This window comes from Acidovorax sp. GW101-3H11 (genome assembly GCF_001633105.1).
GTDB lineage: Bacteria > Pseudomonadota > Gammaproteobacteria > Burkholderiales > Burkholderiaceae_C > Acidovorax.
Genome location: NZ_LUKZ01000011.1, coordinates 66,468 through 88,971, shown reverse-complemented (window position 1 = coordinate 88,971; position 22,504 = coordinate 66,468). Strand labels below are relative to the sequence as shown.

General features: G+C 67.9%; 24 protein-coding genes. 18 read left to right on the top strand and 6 right to left on the bottom strand.

What is annotated here, in order from left to right; translation table 11 throughout:
- Window positions 1–30 precede the first annotated feature (30 nt).
- Window positions 31–819: a crotonase/enoyl-CoA hydratase family protein gene (locus A1D30_RS12430; protein ID WP_063461040.1), complete on the bottom strand. Its 789-nt coding sequence runs from the start codon at window positions 817–819 to the stop codon at window positions 31–33.
- A gap of 159 nt (window positions 820–978) precedes the next feature.
- Here A1D30_RS12430 and A1D30_RS12425 point away from each other — a divergent pair, with 159 nt between their 5' ends.
- From A1D30_RS12425 to A1D30_RS12415, 3 genes are read left to right on the top strand one after another with little or no spacing between them, the layout of a single operon-like run.
- The gene (locus tag A1D30_RS12425) at window positions 979–2,193 is read left to right on the top strand and encodes a thiolase family protein (RefSeq protein WP_063461039.1); all 1,215 of its coding nucleotides are present in this window, start codon (window positions 979–981) and stop codon (window positions 2,191–2,193) included.
- A gap of 2 nt (window positions 2,194–2,195) precedes the next feature.
- Window positions 2,196–3,446: a thiolase family protein gene (locus A1D30_RS12420; protein ID WP_063461038.1), complete on the top strand. Its 1,251-nt coding sequence runs from the start codon at window positions 2,196–2,198 to the stop codon at window positions 3,444–3,446.
- A 36-nt stretch (window positions 3,447–3,482) separates the two neighbouring features.
- Window positions 3,483–5,075 (top strand): CoA-transferase, encoded by a 1,593-nt coding sequence (locus A1D30_RS12415; RefSeq protein WP_063461037.1) that lies wholly within the window; start codon window positions 3,483–3,485, stop codon window positions 5,073–5,075.
- Between the two features lie 88 nt (window positions 5,076–5,163).
- Here A1D30_RS12415 and A1D30_RS12410 read toward each other — a convergent pair whose 3' ends face one another.
- Together A1D30_RS12410 and A1D30_RS12405 are read right to left on the bottom strand one after the other, a co-directional pair.
- Window positions 5,164–5,670, bottom strand: coding sequence for a MarR family transcriptional regulator (locus tag A1D30_RS12410; RefSeq protein WP_063461036.1), 507 nt, complete (start codon window positions 5,668–5,670; stop codon window positions 5,164–5,166).
- Window positions 5,671–5,827: 157 nt separating this feature from the next.
- Entirely contained in the window at window positions 5,828–7,372 is a 1,545-nt protein-coding gene (locus A1D30_RS12405) for a YifB family Mg chelatase-like AAA ATPase (protein ID WP_063461035.1), read from the bottom strand.
- Window positions 7,373–7,597: 225 nt separating this feature from the next.
- Between A1D30_RS12405 and A1D30_RS12400 the strand changes: the two genes are divergently transcribed.
- From A1D30_RS12400 to A1D30_RS25520, 13 genes are all read left to right on the top strand, one after another.
- On the top strand, window positions 7,598–8,329 hold the full coding sequence (locus A1D30_RS12400; RefSeq protein ID WP_063461034.1) for a TorF family putative porin: 732 nt from the start codon (window positions 7,598–7,600) through the stop codon (window positions 8,327–8,329).
- 43 nt (window positions 8,330–8,372) lie between these two features.
- On the top strand, window positions 8,373–8,711 hold the full coding sequence (glnK, locus tag A1D30_RS12395; RefSeq protein ID WP_063461033.1) for a P-II family nitrogen regulator: 339 nt from the start codon (window positions 8,373–8,375) through the stop codon (window positions 8,709–8,711).
- Window positions 8,712–8,747: 36 nt separating this feature from the next.
- A complete protein-coding gene (gene amt, locus A1D30_RS12390; RefSeq protein WP_063461032.1) occupies window positions 8,748–10,286 on the top strand; it encodes an ammonium transporter in 1,539 nt (512 codons plus the stop codon).
- Between the two features lie 275 nt (window positions 10,287–10,561).
- A complete protein-coding gene (gene glcE, locus A1D30_RS12385; RefSeq protein WP_063461031.1) occupies window positions 10,562–11,689 on the top strand; it encodes a glycolate oxidase subunit GlcE in 1,128 nt (375 codons plus the stop codon).
- A gap of 32 nt (window positions 11,690–11,721) precedes the next feature.
- Window positions 11,722–12,519 (top strand): YoaK family protein, encoded by a 798-nt coding sequence (locus tag A1D30_RS12380; RefSeq protein WP_063461030.1) that lies wholly within the window; start codon window positions 11,722–11,724, stop codon window positions 12,517–12,519.
- 48 nt (window positions 12,520–12,567) lie between these two features.
- A complete protein-coding gene (glcF, locus tag A1D30_RS12375; protein ID WP_063461029.1) occupies window positions 12,568–13,821 on the top strand; it encodes a glycolate oxidase subunit GlcF in 1,254 nt (417 codons plus the stop codon).
- A gap of 54 nt (window positions 13,822–13,875) precedes the next feature.
- Entirely contained in the window at window positions 13,876–14,490 is a 615-nt protein-coding gene (locus A1D30_RS12370; RefSeq protein WP_063461028.1) for a cold shock domain-containing protein, read from the top strand.
- Window positions 14,491–14,582: 92 nt separating this feature from the next.
- Window positions 14,583–15,506, top strand: a complete 924-nt coding sequence (locus A1D30_RS12365; RefSeq protein ID WP_063461072.1) for a ProQ/FINO family protein — start codon at window positions 14,583–14,585, stop codon at window positions 15,504–15,506.
- Between the two features lie 17 nt (window positions 15,507–15,523).
- Window positions 15,524–16,162 carry an alpha/beta fold hydrolase gene (locus A1D30_RS12360; RefSeq protein ID WP_063461027.1) on the top strand — a complete coding sequence of 213 codons (639 nt, stop codon included), beginning with the start codon at window positions 15,524–15,526 and terminating at the stop codon, window positions 16,160–16,162.
- Between the two features lie 20 nt (window positions 16,163–16,182).
- Window positions 16,183–16,350 (top strand): hypothetical protein, encoded by a 168-nt coding sequence (locus A1D30_RS25850; RefSeq protein WP_157891330.1) that lies wholly within the window; start codon window positions 16,183–16,185, stop codon window positions 16,348–16,350.
- A gap of 187 nt (window positions 16,351–16,537) precedes the next feature.
- Window positions 16,538–17,029: a GyrI-like domain-containing protein gene (locus A1D30_RS12355; RefSeq protein ID WP_063461026.1), complete on the top strand. Its 492-nt coding sequence runs from the start codon at window positions 16,538–16,540 to the stop codon at window positions 17,027–17,029.
- Between the two features lie 65 nt (window positions 17,030–17,094).
- Window positions 17,095–17,835 carry a YafY family protein gene (locus A1D30_RS12350; RefSeq protein ID WP_063461025.1) on the top strand — a complete coding sequence of 247 codons (741 nt, stop codon included), beginning with the start codon at window positions 17,095–17,097 and terminating at the stop codon, window positions 17,833–17,835.
- Between the two features lie 27 nt (window positions 17,836–17,862).
- A complete protein-coding gene (locus tag A1D30_RS25520; protein ID WP_131798455.1) occupies window positions 17,863–18,186 on the top strand; it encodes a hypothetical protein in 324 nt (107 codons plus the stop codon).
- Between the two features lie 47 nt (window positions 18,187–18,233).
- Here the strand turns inward: A1D30_RS25520 and A1D30_RS12345 are convergent, their stop codons facing one another.
- Window positions 18,234–19,238, bottom strand: a complete 1,005-nt coding sequence (locus tag A1D30_RS12345) for a LytTR family DNA-binding domain-containing protein (RefSeq protein ID WP_063461024.1) — start codon at window positions 19,236–19,238, stop codon at window positions 18,234–18,236.
- Between the two features lie 166 nt (window positions 19,239–19,404).
- On the opposite strand from A1D30_RS12345, the gene A1D30_RS12340 reads away from it, so the two are divergent.
- On the top strand, window positions 19,405–20,553 hold the full coding sequence (locus A1D30_RS12340; protein ID WP_063461023.1) for an acyltransferase: 1,149 nt from the start codon (window positions 19,405–19,407) through the stop codon (window positions 20,551–20,553).
- On the top strand, window positions 20,550–21,032 hold the full coding sequence (locus A1D30_RS12335) for a GNAT family N-acetyltransferase (RefSeq protein WP_063461022.1): 483 nt from the start codon (window positions 20,550–20,552) through the stop codon (window positions 21,030–21,032). Before A1D30_RS12340 ends, A1D30_RS12335 begins: the two co-directional genes overlap by 4 nt.
- On the opposite strand, the gene A1D30_RS12330 is transcribed toward A1D30_RS12335, so the two are convergent.
- Complete coding sequence (locus A1D30_RS12330) at window positions 21,018–21,509, bottom strand: glutathione peroxidase (protein WP_063461021.1); 492 nt, start codon at window positions 21,507–21,509, stop codon at window positions 21,018–21,020. The two genes, A1D30_RS12335 and A1D30_RS12330, sit on opposite strands and share 15 nt — an antisense overlap.
- A 67-nt stretch (window positions 21,510–21,576) precedes the next feature.
- Window positions 21,577–22,473: a DMT family transporter gene (locus A1D30_RS12325; RefSeq protein ID WP_063461020.1), complete on the bottom strand. Its 897-nt coding sequence runs from the start codon at window positions 22,471–22,473 to the stop codon at window positions 21,577–21,579.
- Window positions 22,474–22,504 lie beyond the last annotated feature (31 nt).

The window sequence follows — 22,504 nt, the reverse complement described above, 5'->3', positions numbered from 1 at the left end:
GTGCTGGCGCGTGAACGGAAGGCGTTCTGCTCAGTCTTGTTTCTTGACCTTGGCGGCCTTGCCGTCCAGGAAGGCGCGCACGCGGGCCTTGGCCTCGGGCGCGCTCTGGGCAATGGCGGCCATCATGGCCTCGGCCATCAGGCCCTGGTCGGCGGGCTGCTCGGCAATGCGGGGTAGCGCGTGCATCAGGGCGTAGTTGGTCAGCGGCGCGTTCTGTGCGATGCGCTGGGCCAGTTCGAAGGCCTTGTCGAAGGACGTGCCGGTGGGCACGAGGTATTGCGCAAAGCCCACCTTCTCGCCGTCCACCGCGTTGTAGACGCGGCCGGTCATCATCATGTCGGTCATGCGCGCCGTGCCGATCAGGCGCGGAATGCGCACCGCGCCGCCGCCGCCCACAAAGATGCCGCGCGAGCCTTCGGGCAGCGCGTAGAAGGTGGTTTCGTCGGCCACGCGGATGTGGCAGGCGCTGGCCAGCTCCAGCCCGCCGCCCACCACCGCACCGTGCAGCGCAGCCACCACGGGCACGGGGCCGAACTGCACGCGGTCGAGCGCCGCATGCCACATGCGCGAGTGGTGCAGGCCCTGGCCCGCGTCGCGCTCTTTCAGCTCCGAGAGGTCCAGGCCCGAGCAGAAGTGCTCGCCCTCGCCGTCGATCACGGCGGCGCCTACGCTGGCGGGCAGGTTGTCCATCACGTCGCGAAGCGCCAGGATGAGGCCGTCGTTCAGCGCATTGCGCTTGGCGGGGCGGGTGAGGCGGATGACCGCGACTTCCTCGCGGTCGCCACGGATTTCAAGGGAGATGTCGGAGGTCTTGGTCATGGTGGTGTGAGTGAGTTGGAGAAATTATGGTTATCAAAAATAACTAAAACAAGGCCATGATGCCGGTCTTTGCTAGGTGGTTTCCCTAGCTTTTCGGGGTTGTCATTTGGTTATGATAAATAACTAAAATCGCCGCTCAACCGCTGCCAAGGATCTGCCATGAACGCCTTCATCCCCTACGGTATCTACTGGTCGTCCCCGTTTGCCAAGTGGCAGGGCACGCTGGCCAACCTCAACGCGCTGCCGCTGGCGGCCGCCGTGGGCAAGCAGGCGCTTGCGGCGCGGGGCTACGACTTGGCGGCGGTGGACCTGGCCATCCTCGGCATCACCAACCCGCAAAAGGGCAGCTTCTACGGCCTGCCCTGGGTCACGGGCCTCATGGGCATCGACCGCGTGGCGGGCCCCACGGTGCAGCAGGCCTGCGCCACCAGTGTGCGTGCGCTGCAGATGGCCGCACAAGAGGTGGCCTGCGGCACGGCCACCAGCGCGCTGCTGGTGATGGCCGACCGCCAGTCCAACGGCCCGGTGGTGTACTACCCGGATTCGAGCGGCACCGGCGGCTACGGCATCACCGAACACTGGGTGCCCGACAACATGGGCCACGACCCCTACGCCAAGAACCCCATGCTGCAGACTGGCGAGAACGTGGCGGCGCGCTACGGCATCACCACCGAAGAGCAGCACGCGCTCAAGCTGCACCGCTACACGCAGTACCAGGCGGCGCTGGCCGAGGACCGCGCCTTTCAAAGGCGCTACATGGCCGATGTGCCGGTGACCGATTCGAAATTCCGCAAGCAGACGGGCACGCTCAGCGCCGATGAAGGCATCTTCCCGACTACGGCCGAGGGCTTGGCCAAGCTCAAGCCGGTGAAGGAAGGCGGCACCGTCACCTTTGGCGGCCAGACGCACCCGGCCGACGGCAACGCGGGCGCCATCGTCACCACGCGCGAGCGGGCACGCGCCGTGGCCACCGACCCGGGCATCGAGATCGAGATCCTGGGCTTTGGCATGTCACGCGTGGAGGCGGGTTACATGCCCATGGCACCGTCGCCTGCCGCGTTCAATGCTCTGAAAAACGCGGGTCTGTCCATCAGCGACGTGGTGGCCATCAAGACGCACAACCCCTTTGCCGTGAACGACATCGCCCTGGCGCGCGACACCGGCTTTGCCTGGGAGCGCATGAACAACTACGGCAGCTCCATCATCTGGGGCCACCCCCAGGCACCCACCGGCATGCGCGCCATCATCGAACTGATCGAAGAGCTGGTGCTGCGCGGCGGCGGCGTGGGCCTGTTCACCGGCTGCGCTGCGGGCGACACCGGCTACGCCACCGTGCTGCGCGTGACCGACAGCAAAACCACCTCCAAGGCCTGACCATGACCACTGAAAAAAACTCTTTCTCTGCCCCCCTGAACGCCTGGCTGGTGGACGGCGTGCGCACGCCCATGGTCGATTACTGCGGCCCGCTAGGCCATGTGTCGCCCACCGACATGGGCATCAAGGTGGCGCGTGCGGTGCTGGCGCGCAGCGGCGTGCCAGCGGCCGATGTGGGCTCGGTCATCACCGGCTCCATGGCGCAGGCGGACTTCGACGCCTTTGTGCTGCCGCGCCACATCGGTCTGTACGCGGGCGTTCCTCTGGATGTGCCCTCTATCCTGGTGCAGCGCATCTGCGGCACGGGCTTCGAGCTGTTCCGCCAGGCGGCCGACCAGATCGCGTTGGGCTACACCGACGTGGCGCTGGTGGTGGGCACCGAGTCCATGACGCGCAACCCGATTGCGGCCTACACACACCGCACCGGCTTCAAGCTGGGCGCGCCCGTGGAGTTCAAGGACTTCCTGATGGAAGCGCTGATCGACACCGCAGGCCCGGTGACCATGATCGAGACGGCCGAGAACCTGGCGAAAAAATACGGCATCACGCGCGAGGACGTGGACGCCTACGCCTCGCAGTCCTTCGCCCGCGCGCTCAAGGCGCAGGAAGACGGCTTCCTGGCGGGGGAGATCGTGCCTGTGGTCAGCGAAAAATTTGAACTGGAAGGCTACGCCACGCGCGGCATCACGCTGCCGCGCAAGGTGGCGCAGCTGGACCGCGACACGCACCCGCGTCCGTCGCCGGTCGAAGCGCTGGCCGCGCTGCGCACCGTCTACCCCGGCGGCGTGCAGACCGCGGGCAATAGCTCGGCCCTGGTCGATGGCGCCGTGGGTGCCGTGGTGGCCAGCGATGCCTATGTGCAGCAGCGCGGCCTGAAGCCCCTGGCCCGCCTGCGCGGCGTGGCGGCCGTGGGTGTGGCGCCGGAGTACATGGGCATCGGCCCCGCCCCGGCCATCCGCGCGCTGCTGGCACGCACCGGCCTCACGCTGGATGACATCGGCCTGTTCGAAATCAACGAAGCCCAGGGCGCACAGACCCTGGCCGTGGGCCGCGAGCTGGGGCTCGATCTGAACAAGCTCAACGTGAACGGCGGTGCGATTGCGCTGGGCCACCCGCTGGCCGCCACCGGCGTGCGCCTGACGGTGACCCTGGCGCGCGAGCTGCGCCGCCGTGGGCTGCGTTATGGCATCTCCAGCGCCTGCGTGGGCGGCGGGCAGGGCATTGCGCTGCTCATTGAAAACACCGACGCGTAAACCCAGTCTCCCTATCTTCTTGCAGAGCACAGCACCATGAAAATCATCACCGCAGCCCAGGCCGGGGCCCTGATCCCCGACAACGCCACCATCTTCCTGGGCGGCCTGGCCGTCTCCAGCCTGCCGGAGGAAGTGCTCAAGGGCATCGAGAAAAACTTCCTCGACCACGGCAGTCCGAAGAACGTGACCACCTGGGCCTGCGGCGCCATTGGCAACAGCAAGGACGCGGGCATGGTGCACTTTGCCCACCCCGGCATGATCAAGCGCACCGTGGCGGGCCACTTCGGCCAGACCGGCGCCGAGATGATGAAGATGGTGTTCGACGGCGAGGTCGAGGCCTACAACTTCCCGCAGGGCAGCCTGTCGCACCTCACGCGCCACATCGCCAGCCGCAGCCCCGGGCTGCTGACCAAGGTGGGCCTGGGCACCTTTGTGGACCCGCGCATCGAAGGCGGCAAGCTCAACAGCAAGTCCACCGAAGACCTGGTCAAGCTGGTGGAGTTCAACGGCGAAGAATGGCTGTTCTACCCCGCACCCAAGGTCGATGTGGCCATCATCCGTGGCACGCTGGCCGACGAGAACGGCAACATCACGCTGGACAAGGAAGGCGTGTTGCTGGAGCAGATCAACATCGCCCACGCGGCCAAGGCCTGCGGCGGTATCGTGATCGCGCAGGTGGAGCGCATCGTCAAGGCGGGCAGCCTGCACCCCAAGTCGGTCAAGGTGCCCGGTGTGTCGGTGGACTACGTGGTGGTCAGCCAGCCCGAGAACCACATGCAGACCATCACCACGCAGTTCAACGCCGCCCTGTGCGGCGACGTGCGCGTGCCGGTGAACTCGCTCGCGCCGATGGCGCTGGACGAGCGCAAGGTCATCGCGCGCCGCACCGCGCTGGAGCTCAAGCCCGGCGCCATCACCAACCTGGGCATTGGCATCCCGGCGGGCGTGCCGTCGGTGGCTGCGGAAGAGGGCGTGGCCGACCAGTTCACGCTGAGCGTGGAAAGCGGCATCACCGGCGGGATTCCGGCGCAGCTGGGCGACTTCGGCACGGCCTACAACGCCGACGCGATCATCGAGCAGTCGCTGCAGTTCGACTTCTACGACGGCGGCGGGCTGGACGCGAGCTTTCTGGGCCTGGCGCAGGCCGACAACCACGGCAACGTGAACGTGAGCAAGTTCAACGGCCGCCCCGTGGGCTGCGGCGGTTTTGTGAACATCACACGGTCCACCAAGAACCTGGTGTTCTGCGGCACGTTCACCGCAGGCGGACTGGAGGTGAAGGTGGCCGACGGCCAGCTCACCATCGTGAAGGAAGGCCGCTCGCGCAAGTTCATCGAGAAGGTCGAGCAGATCACCTTCAACGGGCTGGACGCCGCGCAGCGCGAGCAGAACGTGCTGTTCGTGACCGAGCGCGCCGTGTTCCACCTGACCACCGAAGGCCTGGAGCTGACCGAGATCGCACCTGGCATCGATCTGGAGCGCGATGTGCTGGCGCACATGGGCTTCAAGCCGATCATGCGCAATGTGAAGACCATGGACGCGGGCCTGTTCCACGAAAAATGGGGTGGGCTGGCGGCGGCCATGGCCGCGAAGTCTGAGGCCGTGGCCCAGGCGGCCGCAGGCCAATAAACGGGGCGCAGACCCGGCCCGAAGCCGGGCACAAAAAACCAAGAACCCAAGAACCAAGGGGCGCTGGCTGCAGCGCCCCTTTTCTTCGTCAGGCCCCGTCGCGGGCGTAGACCTTTTGCAGCAGGCGGATCAGCGTCTTGCGCTCGGTGGCCGTGAGGCCGGCGGTGGCGTCCACCTCCAGTTGCGCGGCGGTCTGCTCGGCCTGGGCGGTCAGCTCCACACCGGCGGGCGTCAGGTGCAGGCCCATGGCGCGGCCGTCGCTGGGGTGGGGGCGGCGTTCGATCAGGCCGCGCCGCTCCAGCGCCGCAATCAGGCCCACCAGGTTGGGCGGCAACACGCCCAGCGTCACGCACAGCTGGCGCGAGGTCACGCCCGGGTTGTGCGCCACCAGCGACAGCACCGAAAAATCCACCACCTTCAAGCGGTACACCGCCATGCGCTCCATGAACACTTCGATCACGGCCAGCGATGCGCGGCGCGCGTTGTAGCCCACCAGGGTGCGCAGAAAGCCGGTGTCCACCGATTCAGGCGCGGGTGTGGCCGGGGTGTCGAGCGTGGCGGCGGCGGTCTTTTTGGAAGTGCGGGGGCTGGGCATGGGGCGATTGTGGCGGCGCAGGGTGGGGATGGGTGCAAGACAGCAGGAAATTTGATTCAAATCAGCCGTCTGCGCCTGTCTGTATTGCCTATTTAGCTATAAAAATGATAGTTAAAAAAGGGTGGAAACCCGCAGCGGCACACCCGTGACGCGTGCCTCAGGCGGGGTGGCGCAGCACGCGGCGGTACTGCACAGCCTCGGCCACATGGCCCACCTCGGTGTCGGCAGCGCCTGCCAGGTCGGCAATGGTGCGGGCCACCTTGAGCGCGCGGTGCGTGCTGCGTGCCGACCAGCCCAGGCGGGCGGCCGCAGTGTTCAGAAACTTCGCGGCTGCGTCCTGCAGCTGCAGGTGGGCGTCGATCTCCTGGCCCTGCAGTGCCTGGTTGGACTTGCCTTGGCGGGCGAGTGCGCGCTGGCGGGCCTGCTCCACGCGCGTGCGGATGGCGGTGGTGGATTCGCCTGCCGGGGCCTGCACCAGCTGCTCGGCGGGCAGGGCGGGCACCTCCACATGCAGGTCGATGCGGTCCAGCAGCGGGCCGCTGAGCTTGGCCTGGTAGCGGTTCACCTGGTCGGGCGTGCAGCGGCACGCGCGCTGCGTGGAGCCCAGAAACCCGCAGGGGCAGGGGTTCATGGCCGCAATCATCTGAAAACGCGCCGGAAACTCTGCACGCTGCGCGGCGCGGGCGATGGTGATGTGGCCGGTCTCCAGCGGTTCGCGCAGAGCCTCCAGCGCGGCCCTGGGGAACTCAGGAAGCTCATCCAAAAATAGAACGCCCTGGTGCGCCAGGGAGATTTCGCCCGGGCGCGGGGGCGAGCCACCGCCCACCAGCGCCACCGCGCTGGCCGTGTGGTGCGGCTGGCCGGTCGGCCGCTGGCCCCAGGCCTCGGGGCGAAAGCGCCCGGTCAGGCTGGCGATGGCGGCGCTCTCCAGCGCCTCTTCCACGGTCATTGCGGGCAGCAGGCCCGCAAAACGCTGCGCCAGCATCGATTTGCCCGAGCCCGGTGGCCCGGCCATCAGCAGGCTGTGGCCGCCTGCCGCAGCAATCTCCAGCGCGCGCTTGGCCCCGGCCTGGCCTTTGACATCGGCCATGTCGGGGCCGGTGGTGCAGGTGGCCATGGGGGTGGCGGCCAGGCGGGTCCAGCCGTCGTTGGCAACGTCGGCATCGCCGCCTGCCACGCTGCCCGGGGGCAGAAAGGCGCGCACCACGTCCAGCAGGTGGCGTGCGCGCACCACCTGGGCTGCGGGCACCAGGGCTGCTTCCTCGGCGCTGCCGGGGGGCAGCACCAGCTGGGTGTCGATCTGCTGCGTCTGCAGTGCCAGGCTGGTGGCCAGCGCGCCGCGCACGGGGCGCAGTTCGCCCGACAGCGACAGCTCGCCCGCGAACTCGTAGCCCGCCAGGCGGCTGGCGTCCACCTGCCCGCTGGCGGCGAGGATGCCCAGTGCAATCGGCAAGTCGAAGCGCCCGGAATCCTTGGGCAAATCAGCAGGCGCCAGGTTCACGGTAATGCGCTTGTTGGTAGGGAACTCCAGCCCCGCGTTCTGCAGCGCCGAGCGCACGCGTTCGCGGGCTTCCTTCACCTCCACCTCGGCCAGCCCCACCAGCGTGAAGCTGGGCAGGCCGTTGGCCAGATGCACTTCCACGGTGACTGAAGGCGCCAACATCCCCAGAAGGGCGCGGCTTTGCACCAAAGCAAGACTCATGAAGCGGTTTCTCCCCAGATGGGTGCGTTTTCGGGTGTTTTGGCGCGGGGCGGTGGGTTTTTGCACCAGATGGGTGCGACGTGCCCGGCGCGATCCCCACCACTGTACTGGGGATTGTTGTAACCCAAAGCAACCGCACCCGGTCCGCACGCGCAGGGCCTGCGGAGGCAATGGCACGGTCCGTGCTTAAAGCGCTTGTCCCTACTTTGTCCAACCGGAGGAAACATGACCCGCGCCATCATCAAGACCCTGGGCGTTGCCCTTGTTGCAACCCTTCCCATGCTGGCCAGTGCCCAGCTCACCGGCAACGTCAGCCTGACCACCAACTACAAGTTCCGTGGCCAGGACCAGGACGCCACCAAGGCCAAGGCCGTCAAGCCCGCCCTGCAAGGCGGCTTTGACTACGCCTTCGGTGACTCCGGCTGGTACGTGGGCAACTGGAACTCCAGCGTGGACTGGCTGGCCAACAATTCGCTCGAATCCGACCTGTATGGCGGCTACAAGTTCAAGGCCGCTGGCGCCGACTTCGATGTGGGCGCACTGACCTACATCTACCCCGGCAACAGCAACGGCAACACCACCGAGCTGTATGGCGCGGCCACCATGGGCCCCTTCACCGCCAAGTACTCGCACACCATCTCCAAGGACTACTTCGGCTTCGCCGGCGCCAAGTCCGGCTCGGGCCTGAAAGGCCGCAACACCGGCTACCTGAACTTCGGCTTTGCGCAGGAAGTGGCGCCCAGCGTCACCGTGAAGGCATCGGTGGGCTTCACGCGTTTTGCCAGCGACATCAAAGACCTGGGCGTGCCCAACTACATGGACTACAGCGTGGGCGGTGCCTACGACTTCGGCGGTGGCCTGTCGCTGGGTGCGGCTGTGGTCGGCGCCAACAAGAAGGCCTTCTTCGGCCATGTCAACAAGTCGCGCGTCATCGTCACGCTGACCAAAACCCTGTAAATCTCAATGGGCGCCGTGGGCGCCCATTCCGGAGGAATCCAAAATGAAAATGGTGACAGCCATCATCAAGCCCTTCAAGCTGGACGAAGTGCGCGAAGCGCTTTCGGACATCGGCGTGCAAGGCATCACGGTCACTGAGGTCAAGGGCTTTGGCCGCCAGAAGGGCCACACCGAGCTGTACCGTGGTGCAGAGTACGTAGTGGACTTCCTGCCCAAGGTCAAGATCGAAGCCGCCATCGCGGACGACCTGGTGGACCGCGTGATCGAGTCCATCGAGACCGCAGCGCGCACCGGCAAGATCGGTGACGGCAAGATTTTTGTGACCCACCTGGAGCAGGTGGTGCGCATTCGCACGGGCGAAACCGGCAAGGAAGCCCTGTAAGGGCCCGGTCGCAACAGACACAAGAGAAGAAATGCCATGAAAAAACTGCTTGCTTCCTTCATTCTGGGGCTGGGTCTGCTGACCATGGGCAATCTGTCCCTGGCCCAGGCTCCTGCTGCCGAACCGGCGGCCGCCACCGCCGCCGCCCCGGCTGCTGACGCCGCTGCACCCGCAGCCGCTGCTGCCCCGGCCGCAGCACCCGCCGCCGCTCCTGCTGCTGCAGCCGAAGCGCCAGCGCCCGTCCCCAACAAGGGCGACACGGCCTGGATGATGACGTCCACCATCCTGGTGATCCTGATGGTCCTGCCCGGCCTGGCGCTGTTCTACGGCGGCCTGGTGCGCAGCAAGAACATGCTGTCCGTGCTGATGCAGGTCATGGTCACGTTCTCGCTGATCGTGGTGCTGTGGTTCATCTACGGCTACAGCCTGGCCTTCACCGAGGGCAGTGCCTTCATCGGGGGCTTTGACCGCCTGTTCATGAAGGGCATCTGGGACAACGCTGCGGGCACGTTTGCCAACGCGGCCACGTTCAGCAAGGGTGTCGTGATTCCTGAAGTGGTGTTCGCTGCCTTCCAGGCCACGTTCGCTGGTATCACCTGCGCCCTGATCGTCGGTGCGTTCGCCGAGCGCATCAAGTTCAGCGCCGTCATGCTGTTCATGGTGCTGTGGTTCACCTTCAGCTACCTGCCGATCGCCCACATGGTGTGGTTCTGGATGGGCCCTGACGCTTATGCCTCCAAGGAAGTGGCCGACGCCATGACCGGCAAGGCTGGCCAGATCTGGCAGTGGGGTGCTCTGGACTTCGCTGGCGGCACCGTGGTGCACATCAACGCCGCTGTGGCGGGCCTGGTGGGCGCGTTCATGGTGGGCAAGCGCATCGGCTACGGCAAGGAAGCCATGGCGCCTCACAGCCTGACGCTGACCATGGTGGGCGCCTCGCTGCTGTGGGTGGGCTGGTTCGGTTTCAACGCAGGCTCTGCCCTGGAAGCCAACGGCTTCGCCGCCCTGGCCTTCATCAACACGCTGGTGGCCACCGCCGCTGCCGTGCTGGCCTGGTGCATTGGTGAAGCGCTGATGCGTGGCAAGGCTTCGATGCTGGGTGCAGCATCCGGTGCCGTGGCAGGCCTCGTGGCCATCACGCCCGCTGCAGGCAACGTCGGCATCGGCGGTGCTCTGGTCATCGGCCTGGTGGGKGGTTTTGCCTGCCTGTGGGGTGTCAACGGCCTCAAGAAGCTGCTGGGTGCAGACGACTCGCTCGACGTGTTCGGCGTGCACGGCATCGGCGGCATCGTGGGGGCCCTGTTGACCGGCGTGTTCAACTCGCCATCCCTCGGCGGTCCTGGCTACGTGGCTGACTGGGTGACCGCATCCATGGTCACGGCGGCCGACTACTCCATCGCCGCCCAGGTGTGGACGCAGGCCAAGGCCGTGCTGCTCACCATCGTGTGGTCGGGTGTGGTGTCCTTCGTGGCCTACAAGATTGTGGACCTGACCCTGGGCCTGCGTGTCACGGAAGAAGACGAACGCGAAGGTCTGGACATCACATCGCACGGCGAAACGGCGTACAACCGCTGATCTTCGGCCCTGCGCCCCACGCGCTGCGGTGTCTGGTGGCACCGTGGCGTGGTAGCAAGAAAAACAAGCGAGTTACTCCTCTGGGTTCTTTGGCCCGCCGACCACCGGCGGGCCATTTTTGCGCCCGCAGGGGGCTCGCTTGGTTTGTTGTGGAGCAGGGGCATCGCGCCCCTTGCTGCCTCCGTCCACCAGGCCGCTGTCCTTCACAAACGCTGTTCAAAAAATTCACGCGCCCCGCCTGCCGTGCCGCACACTGCTGCCGCTACGATGCACGGATGGACTTTTCCCTTGCCCCGATTGCCGAGCGTGTGCGTGCTGCTGCGGCCGACCAGACCCCGTTGCGCATTCGTGGCGGGGGCACCAAGGACTTCCACGGCCTGGCCCTGCATGGCGAGGTGCTCGACACCCGGGGGCTGCGCGGCATCGTGAGCTACGAGCCCAGCGAGCTGGTCGTCACCGTGCGCGCGGGCACCCCGCTGGCCGAGCTGGAGGCCCTGCTCGCTGAAAAAGGCCAGTGCCTGCCGTTTGAGCCCCCCCATTTCGCCAAGACGCCTTCAGACGCCGCCACCGTGGGCGGCATGGTGGCAGCGGGCCTGTCGGGCCCCGCGCGCGCCAGCGTGGGCGCGGTGCGCGACTACCTGCTGGGCGTGACGGTGCTCAACGGCAAGGGCGAGCTGCTGACCTTTGGCGGCCAGGTCATGAAAAACGTGGCGGGGTACGACGTGTCGCGCCTCATGGCCGGTGCCTGGGGCACGCTGGGCCTGCTGACCGAGGTGAGCCTCAAGGTGCTGCCCGTGGCGCCCGGCGAGGCCACGCTGCGCTTTGACGACATCACCCAGGCCAACGCCCTGCGCCAGTTGCACGCCTGGGGCGGCCAGCCGCTGCCCCTGAACGCCAGTTGCTGGGTGCAAGACGGCGGTGTGGGCACGCTCTATGTGCGCTTGCGTGGCGCCGTGGCGGCCGTAGAGGCGGCCTGTAAAACGATGGGCGGCACCCGCATGGACAACGCCACTGTTGCCGCCGACTGGACCGCCTGCCGCGAGCAGACCCTGCCGTGGTTCGCCGACCGCGCCCAGCGCCCCGACCATGCCCTGTGGCGCCTGTCCGTGCCCGCCACCGCCCCGGTGCTGGCCCTGCCGGGCGGTGCCGAGCCGCTGGTGGAGTGGCACGGCGCGCTGCGCTGGGTGCAGGCCCCCGAATCTGCGGGCGAGGCCCTGCGCGAAGCCGCCCAGGCTGTGGGTGGGAATGCTTCTGTTTTTGTAGCTGCAAGCGCAGGTGGGACAGGCGCAAAAGGCCTTTTTGACCTCAAATCCACTGCGCTGGAGCAGATCCACACCCGGCTCAAGCACAGCTTTGACCCGGCGGGCATCTTCAACCCCGGCCGCGTGGCACGGGCCTGGTAAGCGCAGCCGCCCGGTTCTCCCCCCGCCCCCGCATGCGCCGCCTTCGCCACCTCACCGGACACCGCCGCACGGTGGCCAGCAACCGGGTGCTGGGCCTGCTGCTGGCCTTCAACGCGGGGGCCGTGAACGCCGGGGGCTTTCTGGTCGTGCACCTCTACACCTCGCACATGACCGGTTTCCTGTCGTCGCTGGCCGACAACCTGGTGCTGGGCCAGATGAAGCTGGTGCTGGGGGCCATAGGTGCGCTGTGGGCGTTCCTTTCGGGCGCGGGCACTACGGCCATCATGGTCAACTGGGCGCGCCAGCGCAGGCTGCGCAGCACCTTTGCGCTGCCGCTGCTGCTGGTGGCCGTGCTCATGCTGCTGTTTGGCCTGGTGGGCGCCATCACCCTCAACTGGCCCACGCCGTTTGCGGTGCCGCTCACGGTGCTGCTGCTGTCCTTCATCATGGGCCTGCAGAACGCCACGGTGACCAAGATGTCCTCGTCCCAGATCCGCACCACGCACATGACCGGCGTGGTGACCGACTTGGGCATCGAGATGGGCAAGATGCTCTACTGGAACCGCACCGGCACCGCCCCCGAGTCGCAGGTGCGCGCCAACCAGGTCCGGCTGCGGCTGTTTGCCGGGCTGCTGGGGATGTTCCTGGTGGGCGGCATTGCGGGGGCGGCGGGCTTCAAGCACGTGGGCTTTGTGTTTGTGGTGCCGCTGGCGCTGGTGCTGCTGGCCCTGTCGCTGCCCCCGCTGTGGGCCGACCGCGCACGCCTGCGCCACCCCTGGCGCAAGGCGCTGGTACCCGACGCCCCTGCGGACCCTTCGGCCGCACGCTGATGAATCCGTTCTGACATTTTTTCTGCTTCCCCCGCCCAGGCATGCACCATGCAAACCCAGCTCTCTCCTGAATACCGCGCCCGCGCCGATGGCCTGGAGGCCGAATCCATCCTGCGCAAGTGCGTGCACTGCGGCTTTTGCACCGCCACCTGCCCCACCTACCAGCTGCTGGGCGACGAGCTGGACGGCCCGCGCGGCCGCATCTACCTCATCAAGCAGGTGCTCGAAGGCGAGACACCCACGCGCAAGACCCAGATGCACCTGGACCGGTGCCTCACCTGCCGCAACTGCGAAAGCACCTGCCCCAGCGGCGTGCAATACGGCCACCTGGTGGACATTGGCCGCAAGATCGTCGATGAAAAAGTGCCCCGCCCCGTGGGCGAAAAAGCCCTGCGCTGGGCGCTGAAGGAGGGCCTGCCCTCGCCGCTGTTTGCCCCTGCCATGAAGGCCGGGCAACTGGTGCGCGGCCTGCTGCCCGAGGCCCTGAAGGCCAAGGTGCCCGCACCACAGGACGCTGGCGCCTGGCCCACACGCGAACATGCGCGCAAGGTGCTCTTGCTGGCGGGCTGCGTGCAACTGGCCATGATGCCCAACATCAACACCGCCACGGCGCGCGTGCTCGACGCGGTGGGCATCCAGACCGTGATCGCACCCAAGGCGGGTTGCTGCGGCGCCGTCAAGTTCCACCTCAACGACCAGGCAGGCGGCATGGCCGAGATGCGCGCCAACATCGACGCCTGGTGGCCGCTGGTGGAAGCGGGTGGGGTCGAGGCCATCGTCATGAACGCCTCGGGCTGCGGCGTCACCGTCAAGGAATACGGGCACATCCTGAAGGACGATGCGCAGTACGCCGCCAAGGCCGAGCGCATCAGCGCCCTCACGCGCGACCTGTCGGAGCTGCTGCCCGCCATGCTGCCCGAGCTGGCCGACAAGCTGCAGGGCCGTGTGAACCAGCCGGACACCATGTACGCCTACCACCCCCCTTGCACGCTGCAGCACGGCCAGAAGCTGCGCGGGGGTGTGGAGGCGCACCTGAACCAGCTCGGCTTTCAGCTGAGCACCGCGCGCAACGACGCCCATCTGTGCTGCGGCTCGGCCGGCACGTATTCGGTGCTCAACCCCGACCTGTCGTACCAGCTGCGCGACCGCAAGCTCGGCGTGCTGGCCGAGGCCTTTGGCGAGCAACCCCCCGACATGATCCTGTCGGCCAACATCGGCTGCATCACCCACCTGCAAAGCGGCACGGGCACGCCCGTGCGGCACTGGGTGGAGGTGCTGGACGAGGCGCTGCGCGGGCAGTGATCGTGCTGCCCAGCCGCTACGATGGCGCCCCAACATGTTTTGAAAGGGGAGGCCATGCGATTCGAGGGGACGCTTACCCAGTGGAATGACGACCGGGGCTTTGGCTTCATCACGCCCACCCCTGCGGGCCAGGACATCTTTGTGCACATCTCGGCCTTTGCGCGTGATGGCTTGCGGCCGCAGCTGAACGAGGCGCTGAGTTTTGAGGTATCGCTGAACAAAGATGGCAAGAAGCAGGCGGTTCTGGTGCGCCGTGACCGGCCCGCCTCGGCCACATCTTCTGCTGCCCCAGCCCGTGCGCGCCGTGACATCGGCGGCGCAGGCTCCGAATCCACGGGGCTGCCTACCCGCATCGTAGTTTTCGTCATTGCCTGCGCGCTTCTCGCGGCGGCCTACTGGCATTTTGACCGGCGCACCCAGCGGGCTGCTGCGGCCCGGGCCGAGGCGGCGGCACAGTCCCTGGAGGCGCAGCCACAGCGCGCGCCCGCCGCCACTGCACAACCGTTGGCGTCTTTGTATCGCTGTGACGGCCGCCAGCACTGCTCGCAGATGACGTCGTGTTCGGAAGCCAAGTTTTTCCTGCAAAACTGCCCCGGCACCAAGATGGACGGGAACGGCGATGGGGTTCCCTGCGAGCAGCAGTGGTGCACCCATCCGCTGGCAAAGTAGCCTGCCCGCCAAGGCCGTTTGGCCCCCGGTGCGCCGACACTGGCATGATCGAGGGTTTTGTCGCTTCCCATTCGCCCCCGAACCGCATTGCCATGACCGACTCCGCGTCCGCACAAGAACAACCCCACGCAGCCCCTGCCGCCCCCGTGGCCGTGCCTGTGGTGGCCGAATCTGCCGCTGCCTTGGCCACCGCTGCGCCTGCCGGTGACGCCGGTGCGGCCCAGCCGCAGCGCAAGGGCGGGTCCCGCCGGGGTGGCCGCAACCGCCGCAAGCCCGAGGGGCGCCCGGCGCCCGAAGGGGCGGCCGAGGCCGCCGCGCCGGGCGCAGCCCCGCGTGCGCCCCAGCGCGTGCATCCGGCGCTGGAGCAACTCGCGGCGCTGTACCCGCACCTGTTTGGCGCGGTGTTCCGTCCGCTCAAGCGCGGCATCTTCCAGGACATCCTGGCCACCCACCCCGAGCTGTTCGAGCGCGAGGCGCTCAAGGTGGCGCTGGGCCTGCACACCCGCTCCACGCGCTACCTGCAAAGCGTGGCGGCAGGCGACAAGCGCCACGACCTGCAAGGCCAGCCGGTCGAGGCCATGGCACCCGAGCATGTGCACCATGCGCTGCTGGAGGTCTACCGCCGCAAGAAGGCCCGCGCCACCGAAGACCTGCTGCCCAAGCTGCGCAACCGCATGATCGCGGCGTTCGAAGCCTCGGGCCTCACGCGCGAGGACTACACCGTGCTGGTAGCAAGCCGCGACGAATCGGCCAACGCCCTGCTCGAAGAAGCCTTTGCTGATTGGGCCGCCCGCAACGCCAAGGACGAAGCCCTGCTGCGTGCGTTCGAAGCCAGCGGCCAGACACTGGACGCCTTTGCCGACATGTACGGCCTGGTGCCCCGCACCGTGGGCCAGCAGATCGAACGTGCGCGCCGCCTGGCCGCAGTGCGTGTGCAGCAGGTGGCGGCAGCAAATGCAGCCGCTGAATCTGCGGGTGCTGAGAATGCAGCGGCGGCGCCAGCCCAGGGCGACTGAAACCAGGCAGGGCGTTCGTGTCTGCAGCCCCCGCGCGCCTGATCTTTCTGCCCGGCGTGGGCGGCAACCCTGCTTTCTGGCGGGCCGCCTCGGACGCGATCACGCTCCCTGCTGAGCGGACATTGCTGGGCTGGCCCTGGTTCGGCCTGGCATCGGCTGCAGACATGCCACCACACGCGGCGGACTGCATGCAGGATCTGGTCGATGCGGTCACGCCGCACATGGACCGGCCTTGTGCACTGATCGCACAGTCCATGGGGGGCGTGGTGGCGGTGCTGGCGGCCTTACAGCGCCCCGAATACCTCACGCACCTGGTGCTCGTGGCCACATCCGGCGGTGTGCCTATCGACGACCTGCGCCCGCACGACTGGCGCCCTGATTTCATGCGCTCAAACCCCGCCTTCCCTGCGTGGATGGCCCGCGAGCGCTGGAATCTGGCACCGCAGCTGGCATCGGTGCGCGCGCCCACTTTGCTGCTGTGGGGCGATGCCGACGCCATCAGCCCCGTGGCGGTGGGCGAGCGCTTGCAGGGCCTGCTGCCCTGTGCGCAGCTGCAGGTGCTGCCAGGCGGCGCCCACGACCTGGCCCAGACCCATGCCGAGGCGGTGGCCGGGCATATCAGCCACCACCTGCGGGCAGGCACTGAGACCGCCTAGATTTTGGATGGACCCGGTTCATGGGTTGCCGTAAGCGTCTGGAACGTGTTTACGGTCTTGCGTCCATCAACGTGCACACCAACACCGGCCCTGCCGGGGTCGTGGCCTTCTCCACGCTGCTGCTGGTGCTGCTGGTGCTGCCGGTGGTGCGCCGCGCCACGGCGGCCATCGCCGCGCAGCCCGACTGACCGGTGGTGGAGGCGGGGGCGCAGTGCCCGCCCGCTTCGGCCATTGCGCCCCTGCCGGACCACCGGGGTGGGCGCAGGCTACTGACATCAGGCTGTCAGCAGCGTGCACGCACCATGCCTCTCTCGCACAACGCCCTTCGGCCCGTGCACCGATTTCATCCACTGAAGACGAGAGAGAGGACCTGCCATGACACCCACCACCACACCCACCCCCCTGCGGATCCCCGCGTTCAGCGTGGCCGGCATTGCTGTGCGCACGCGCAACAGCGAAGAGATGAACCCGGCCGTTGCCCGCCTGGGCGGCCTGTGGAACCGTTTTTTCAGCCAGAGCTGGGAGCGCAAGCTGCCCAGCCGGGGCAACGATGGCCGCATCTTCGGCGTGTACAGCGGCTATGAATCCAACGAGCATGGCGCCTTCGACGTGACCGCCGGTGTGGCCGTTGCCGAGCCCGAGCTGGTGCAGAAGACCGTGCCCGACGCGCACCGTATCGACATCGAGGCGGGTGATTACCTCGTGTTCAGCGGCGAGGGCGACATGCCGCAGATGGTGATCGACACCTGGGTCCGCATCTGGCACTACTTTGCCGAAAATCCGCAGGTGCAGCGCCGTTTTGGCACCGATTTCGAGGCCTACGAAGGGCCCGACAAGGTGGCCATCCATGTGGGTGTGATGCTATAAATAGTATAGCTATAAATGCTTGATGGACAGGCGGTAGAGCCTTAAAACACTGATATTCTTCGCCCATGCGCCGTGCCGACCGCCTGTTCCAGATTGTTCAGCTCATCCGAGGGCGGCGCCTGTCCACGGCCGCCTTCCTGGCCGATCGGCTCGAAGTCTCGGCCCGCACCATCTACCGCGACGTGGCGGACCTCCAGCACCAGGGCGTGCCCATTGAGGGCGAGGCCGGTGTGGGCTACCGCCTGGGCGCGGGCTTCGAGCTGCCGCCGCTGATGTTCAGCCAGGGCGAGGCCAACGCCCTGGTGGCCGCCGCGCGGCTGGCGCAGGCCTGGCTCGATGCCGGGCTGGCGCGCGAGGTGGAAGGCGCCCTGGGCAAGATCCTGTCGGTGCTGCCCCCCGCCGCGCGCGTGGCGGCCGAGGCCCAGGCGCTTTATGCGCCGTCCGTGGGGCTGGACCCGCGCGCGCAGGCCACGCTGCAGGCGCTGCGCGAGGCGGTGCACAGCCGCCATGTGGTGCAGATCGACTATGCCGATGTGCACGGCCGCCCCAGCCTGCGCCGCCTGCGGCCGCTGGGCTGCTTCTACTGGGGCAAGGTCTGGACGCTGTCGGCCTGGTGCGAGCTGCGCAATGACTTCCGGGGCTTTCGCATCGACCGCATCGTGGACCTGGTGGTACTCGAAGAGCAGTTCCGCCAGGAGCCCGGCAAGACGCTGGCAGACCTGCTGCGCAAGGTGGAGGCCGAGGCGGAGGCAGCGTCGTGCCCGCCCGAGGGGGCGCCTGTGCCGCCCGACGGGGCCTCGCGTTAAGCGTGCAGACTCCCAGGGAAAGCACCCATGAATCGCAGCGAACTGCACCAGCTTCTGGTGGCCGATCTGGGCCTGACCCCGGAGCCGGCCATGCCCGCAGCCGCCTGTACGTACTTTCTTGGCGAAGTGCAATGGCATCCTGCACGGTCAACGCGCACTGCACGCGTGTTCTACGGGCCGGATGGAGTGCCCGTGCGCCTGCAGTTGTGCGCCTCTTCGGACAACAACAACACCGTTTTGCTGCAGCTACCACTAGAGCGCCAGCAACTGGTTTCGGCCGTGCGCGCTGAAATTGAGCTCGTCGAGCGGCGGCTTGCTCGCGCTATGGATGCTGCGGGTGGTGGGGGCTGATTGGAGTTGCTGCGCACAGGGCGTCGGCATGGCTCAGGCGCGGGATGTCAGCAGGCGGGCCCTGAATGTGAAGCGCGGCCCGTCTGCGGCACCAGCCCTTCCCGATACCTCCGGCTGCACGGCACGGTGCTCCCATCCTTCATCACCAGTCGCGCGTCGCCGCTGTCCAGCGGCTCAATCATGGCGATGGCGTCCAGGTTGACGGCGTAGCTGCGGTGCACGCGCACGAAGCGCGCCGGGTCCAGCTGGGCCAGAAAGTCGGTGAGCGTGGAGCGCAGCAGGTAGTCGTGCCCGTTCACATGCAGGCCCACGTAGTTGGCCTCGGCCTGCAGCCAGGCGATGTCGGTGGCGGCGATCAGGAACTCGCGCCGCAGCTTGCGCACCAGAAAACGCTCGGGCCGCGCCGGGGTGGGCGGCGGCGCGGGGGCGGCGTCCGGCTCTGGTGTTGCCCGTGCCACGGGCGGCGGCGCGGGCTGGGGCTCCGCAGCGCCTGGGGTCAGGGCGGCAGCGGCCGGTGCCGGGGCCGGTTCAGGCGCATCCAGCACGCGCGCCTCGCCCTGCAGGCGCAGCAGCAAGAAGCGGTAGCCCACCAGCGTGCCCACGGTGAGCACATAGGTGCGCACGTCCTTGAGGTATTCATAACCCCAGGCGGCCCACCAGGTCCCGGGGCGGTAGGGCGTGTCCAGCACCGCATAGGCTGCGTGGCGCAGCGCCACCATCCCGGCCAGGTGCAGGGTGCAATAAACCACGCTGCCCAGCACATGCCAGGGCAGGTGGCGCGCCAGGGTGTCCCAGTGCAGCCCAAAGCGCCGCTCAAACGCCACCACGGCCGGGATCAGCGCCGCCACCACAATCACGCTGGAGACCTCCCACAACCAGGGCTCCCAGGCCAGCACCTGCCGCCCGGCACCGGCCAGGTCGAGCGAGGTCACCACCGCGTTGAACACCGCCTGCACCAGCAGCACCGTGGTCCAGAAGCCCACCTCGGCGCGGCGGCGCAGCGCCGGGTTGCGCAGGTAGCGGTCGGGCCAGGTGGGGGCGGCAGAGGGCATGCCCTAGTGTAGGCAGCCGGGGTGGGGCGGACCCTAGTGGCCGCCGCCGCTCGTCCCACGGGGCCACCGCTGGTCCCCGGAGGGGGTGGGGCCATCCCATCGCCGGGCCGCCCGCGCGGTGCCCGGCCCACCATGGCGCATCTTTTGTCCCGGATCCTCTCATCCCATGTCCCCCCGCCGCCACGACATCGACACCCTGCGCGCCCTGGCCTTTGCCCTCGTCATCCTGTACCACGTCGCCATGTTTTATGTGGCCGACTGGCACTGGCACCTCAAAAGCCCCCATGCGGCCGAGTGGCTGCAGGCGCCCATGCGTGCGCTCAACCTGTGGCGCATGGACCTGGTGTTCCTCATCTCCGGCCTGGCCTTGGGGCTGGTGGCCCGGGGGCAGACCCCGGTGGGCCTCATCCGCCAGCGCAGTCTGCGCCTGCTGCTGCCCCTGGCCTTTGGCATGGCTGTGGTCGTGCCCTACCAGGCCTATGCGCAGGGCGTGGCCAACGGCCTGATCGCGCCGGGGTTTGGCGCGTTTTTGCTGCGTTACCACCCCGGCAGCCGCTGGCCCGCCGGGGCGTTCGATGGCTGGGAGGTGGGCATCACCTGGAACCACCTCTGGTACCTGGCCTACCTCTGGGTCTACACCGTGGTGCTGGCACTGCTGCTGCCCCTGGCCGAATCCGCCGTTGGCCAGCGGCTGCGCCAGGCCTTCATCCGTCTGCGGGGCGTGCGGCTGGTGGTGGTGCCGGTGCTGCCGCTGGCGCTGTACTCGGTGCTGCTGTGGCCCCACTTCCCGCCCACCCATGACCTGGTCCAGGATGCCTGGCTGCATGCCGTGTACTTCACCGTGTTTGTCTACGGCTACTGGATCGGGCTGGATGCAGGCCTGTGGGCCGAGCTGGTGCGCCAGCGCTGGCGCAACCTGGGTTTGGCGCTGGGCCTGCTGGTGCTGTACCTGGGGCTGCTGGGCCTGGCGCAGCAACACGGTGTGCGGGCTGCGCGCCTGCCGCTGCGTGTGCTGGCGGATGCCTACCTCTGGGCAGCGCTGCTGGCCATCCTGGGCTGGGCCCACCACCGGCTCAACCGCCCCTGGCCGTGGCTGCGCTGGGCGAACGCATCGGTCTACCCCTGGTATGTGCTGCACCAGACGGTGATCGTCGGGCTGGTGGTGCTTCTTGCACCCTGGCGCTTGGGCCCTGTGGTGGAGCCCGTGCTGCTGGTGGTGGGTACGGTGGGGCTGTGCTGGGGGACCACGGCCGTGGTGCAGCGCGTGGGGTGGCTGCGGCCGCTGTTCGGTCTGGCCCGCACAATGCGGGCATGAGCCGCCTGCCGCACACACTCACGCTGCGCCCCGTAGCCCCGCAAGACTTCCCCCAGCTCGCGCCCCTGTGGCGCGACGCCTGGGCCAGTGCCAACCCGGCGGTGAGCACGGTGGCGCCACTGTCCCATTGGGCAGCACGGGTGGATGCCGAGTTTGGCCCGCCTTGCTCCACCACCGTGTTGGTGGATCAGGGCCACACCGTGCGGGCTTTCATGGTGCTGGACCAGGCCCAGGGCCATCTGCACCAGCTCTTTGTGGCCCCCGGGGCGCAGGGCCAGGGCCTGGGGGCAGCATTGGTGCAGCAGCTTTGCGAGCAGTTGTGCCCCCAGGGGTGGACCTTGCATGTCGCCACCACCAATGTGCGGGCGCGGCGGTTTTATGCGCGCTGCGGCCTGGTGGAGGCAGTGGTGGACCGCCATCCCGGCACGGGCCGCGAACGGGTGTTGTGCCGCTGGGTGCCGCCCTCAGCCCTGCGCTAGCGCCGCCTCAATATCCCCCGCCAGCTTCTTCGGCGCATCCTGCGGCGCGTAGCGGCGGATCACCTGGCCGTCCTTGCCGACGAGGAACTTGGTGAAGTTCCACTTGATGGCCTTGCTGCCCAGCAGGCCCGGGGCCTCGGCGGTGAGCCATTGGTACAGGGGGGAGGCGTTGGCGCCGTTCACGTCGGTCTTGGCCATCATCGGGAAGCTCACGCCGTAGTTGAGCTGGCAGAAGCTGGCGATCTCGTCGTTGCTGCCCGGGTCCTGGCTGCCGAATTGGTTGCAGGGGAAGCCCAGCACGACGAGGCCCTGGTCGGCGTATTCCTTGTGCAGCTCTTCCAGCCCGCCGAACTGGGGGGTGAACCCGCAGGCGCTGGCGGTGTTCACGATGAGCAATACCTTGCCCCGGTATTGCGACAGGGGCACGGCCTGGCCGTTCATCTGCAGGGCTTCAAAGTCGTAGATGCTGGTGGGCATGCGGGTACTCCGGGTGGGGATGGCGGGCCATCGTAGCCCCTGCCGCCAAAGCGTGCGCGTACGCCGCTCAATGACCCGCAGCACCCGGTCGGCGGAACTGCAGCGCCGCCAGCAGCGAGGCCAGCAGGATCAGCGCCCCACCCAGCACGGTGCGCGTGCTCAGGGTGGCGGCGCCCAGCAGGGCCGACGACACGCTGGCAAACATCACCTCCGACAGCATCACCAGCGCCGTGGTGCCCGCCGCCAGCCGCGCCGCGCCAAACTGCAGCGCCCAGTTGCCCAGCATGAGCACACCCGCCAGCAGCAGCCCGGTGACCACCCAGGTGGCGTTGGCGGCGGGGAAGGGCTCGACCACCCCCGCCTGCAGACCGATGCCCGCCACGGCCAGCGCCATCAGCATGCAGCCGCCAAACATCGAGAACATGCGCGCGGGCCCCGGCACGGCGTGCAGGCGGCGCAGCGTGACGTTGGTGAGCGCAAACATGAAGCCGCCCAGCAGCGCCAGCCCATCGGCCAGCGACAGGTTCTGCAGCAGGCGCGATGCGGGCGCGCCCTCGGGCAGCAGTACCAGCAGCACGCCGCTGAAGGCCAGCGCCAGGCGCAGCAGCGCCGCCGGGGTGGGGCGTTCGCCCAGCACCTTCCAGGCCAGCAGCACGGCCCAGGCGGGCATCAGATAGAACAGCAGGATCACGCGCACCACGTCGCCAATGGTCACGGCCCAGTTGAAGGCCACGTTGTTCAGGCCCGAGGCCAGTGCCAGCAGCCACAGCTCGGGGTGCTGGCGCACCTGGGTCCAGAGCGTGGGGCGCCAGGCCAGCAGCGCCAGCAGCACCACCGCATACATGAACGCCGTGGCCCACAGCGGGTGCAGCCCCGCCTGGTGCATGTGCTGGAACGGCCACCACGCCAGCCCCCAGACAAAGGCGTTGAACAGCAGGGCGGCAAAGGGCAGGGGCGATTGCATGGAAGGAAAAATGGCCGCTACCGCGCGATAG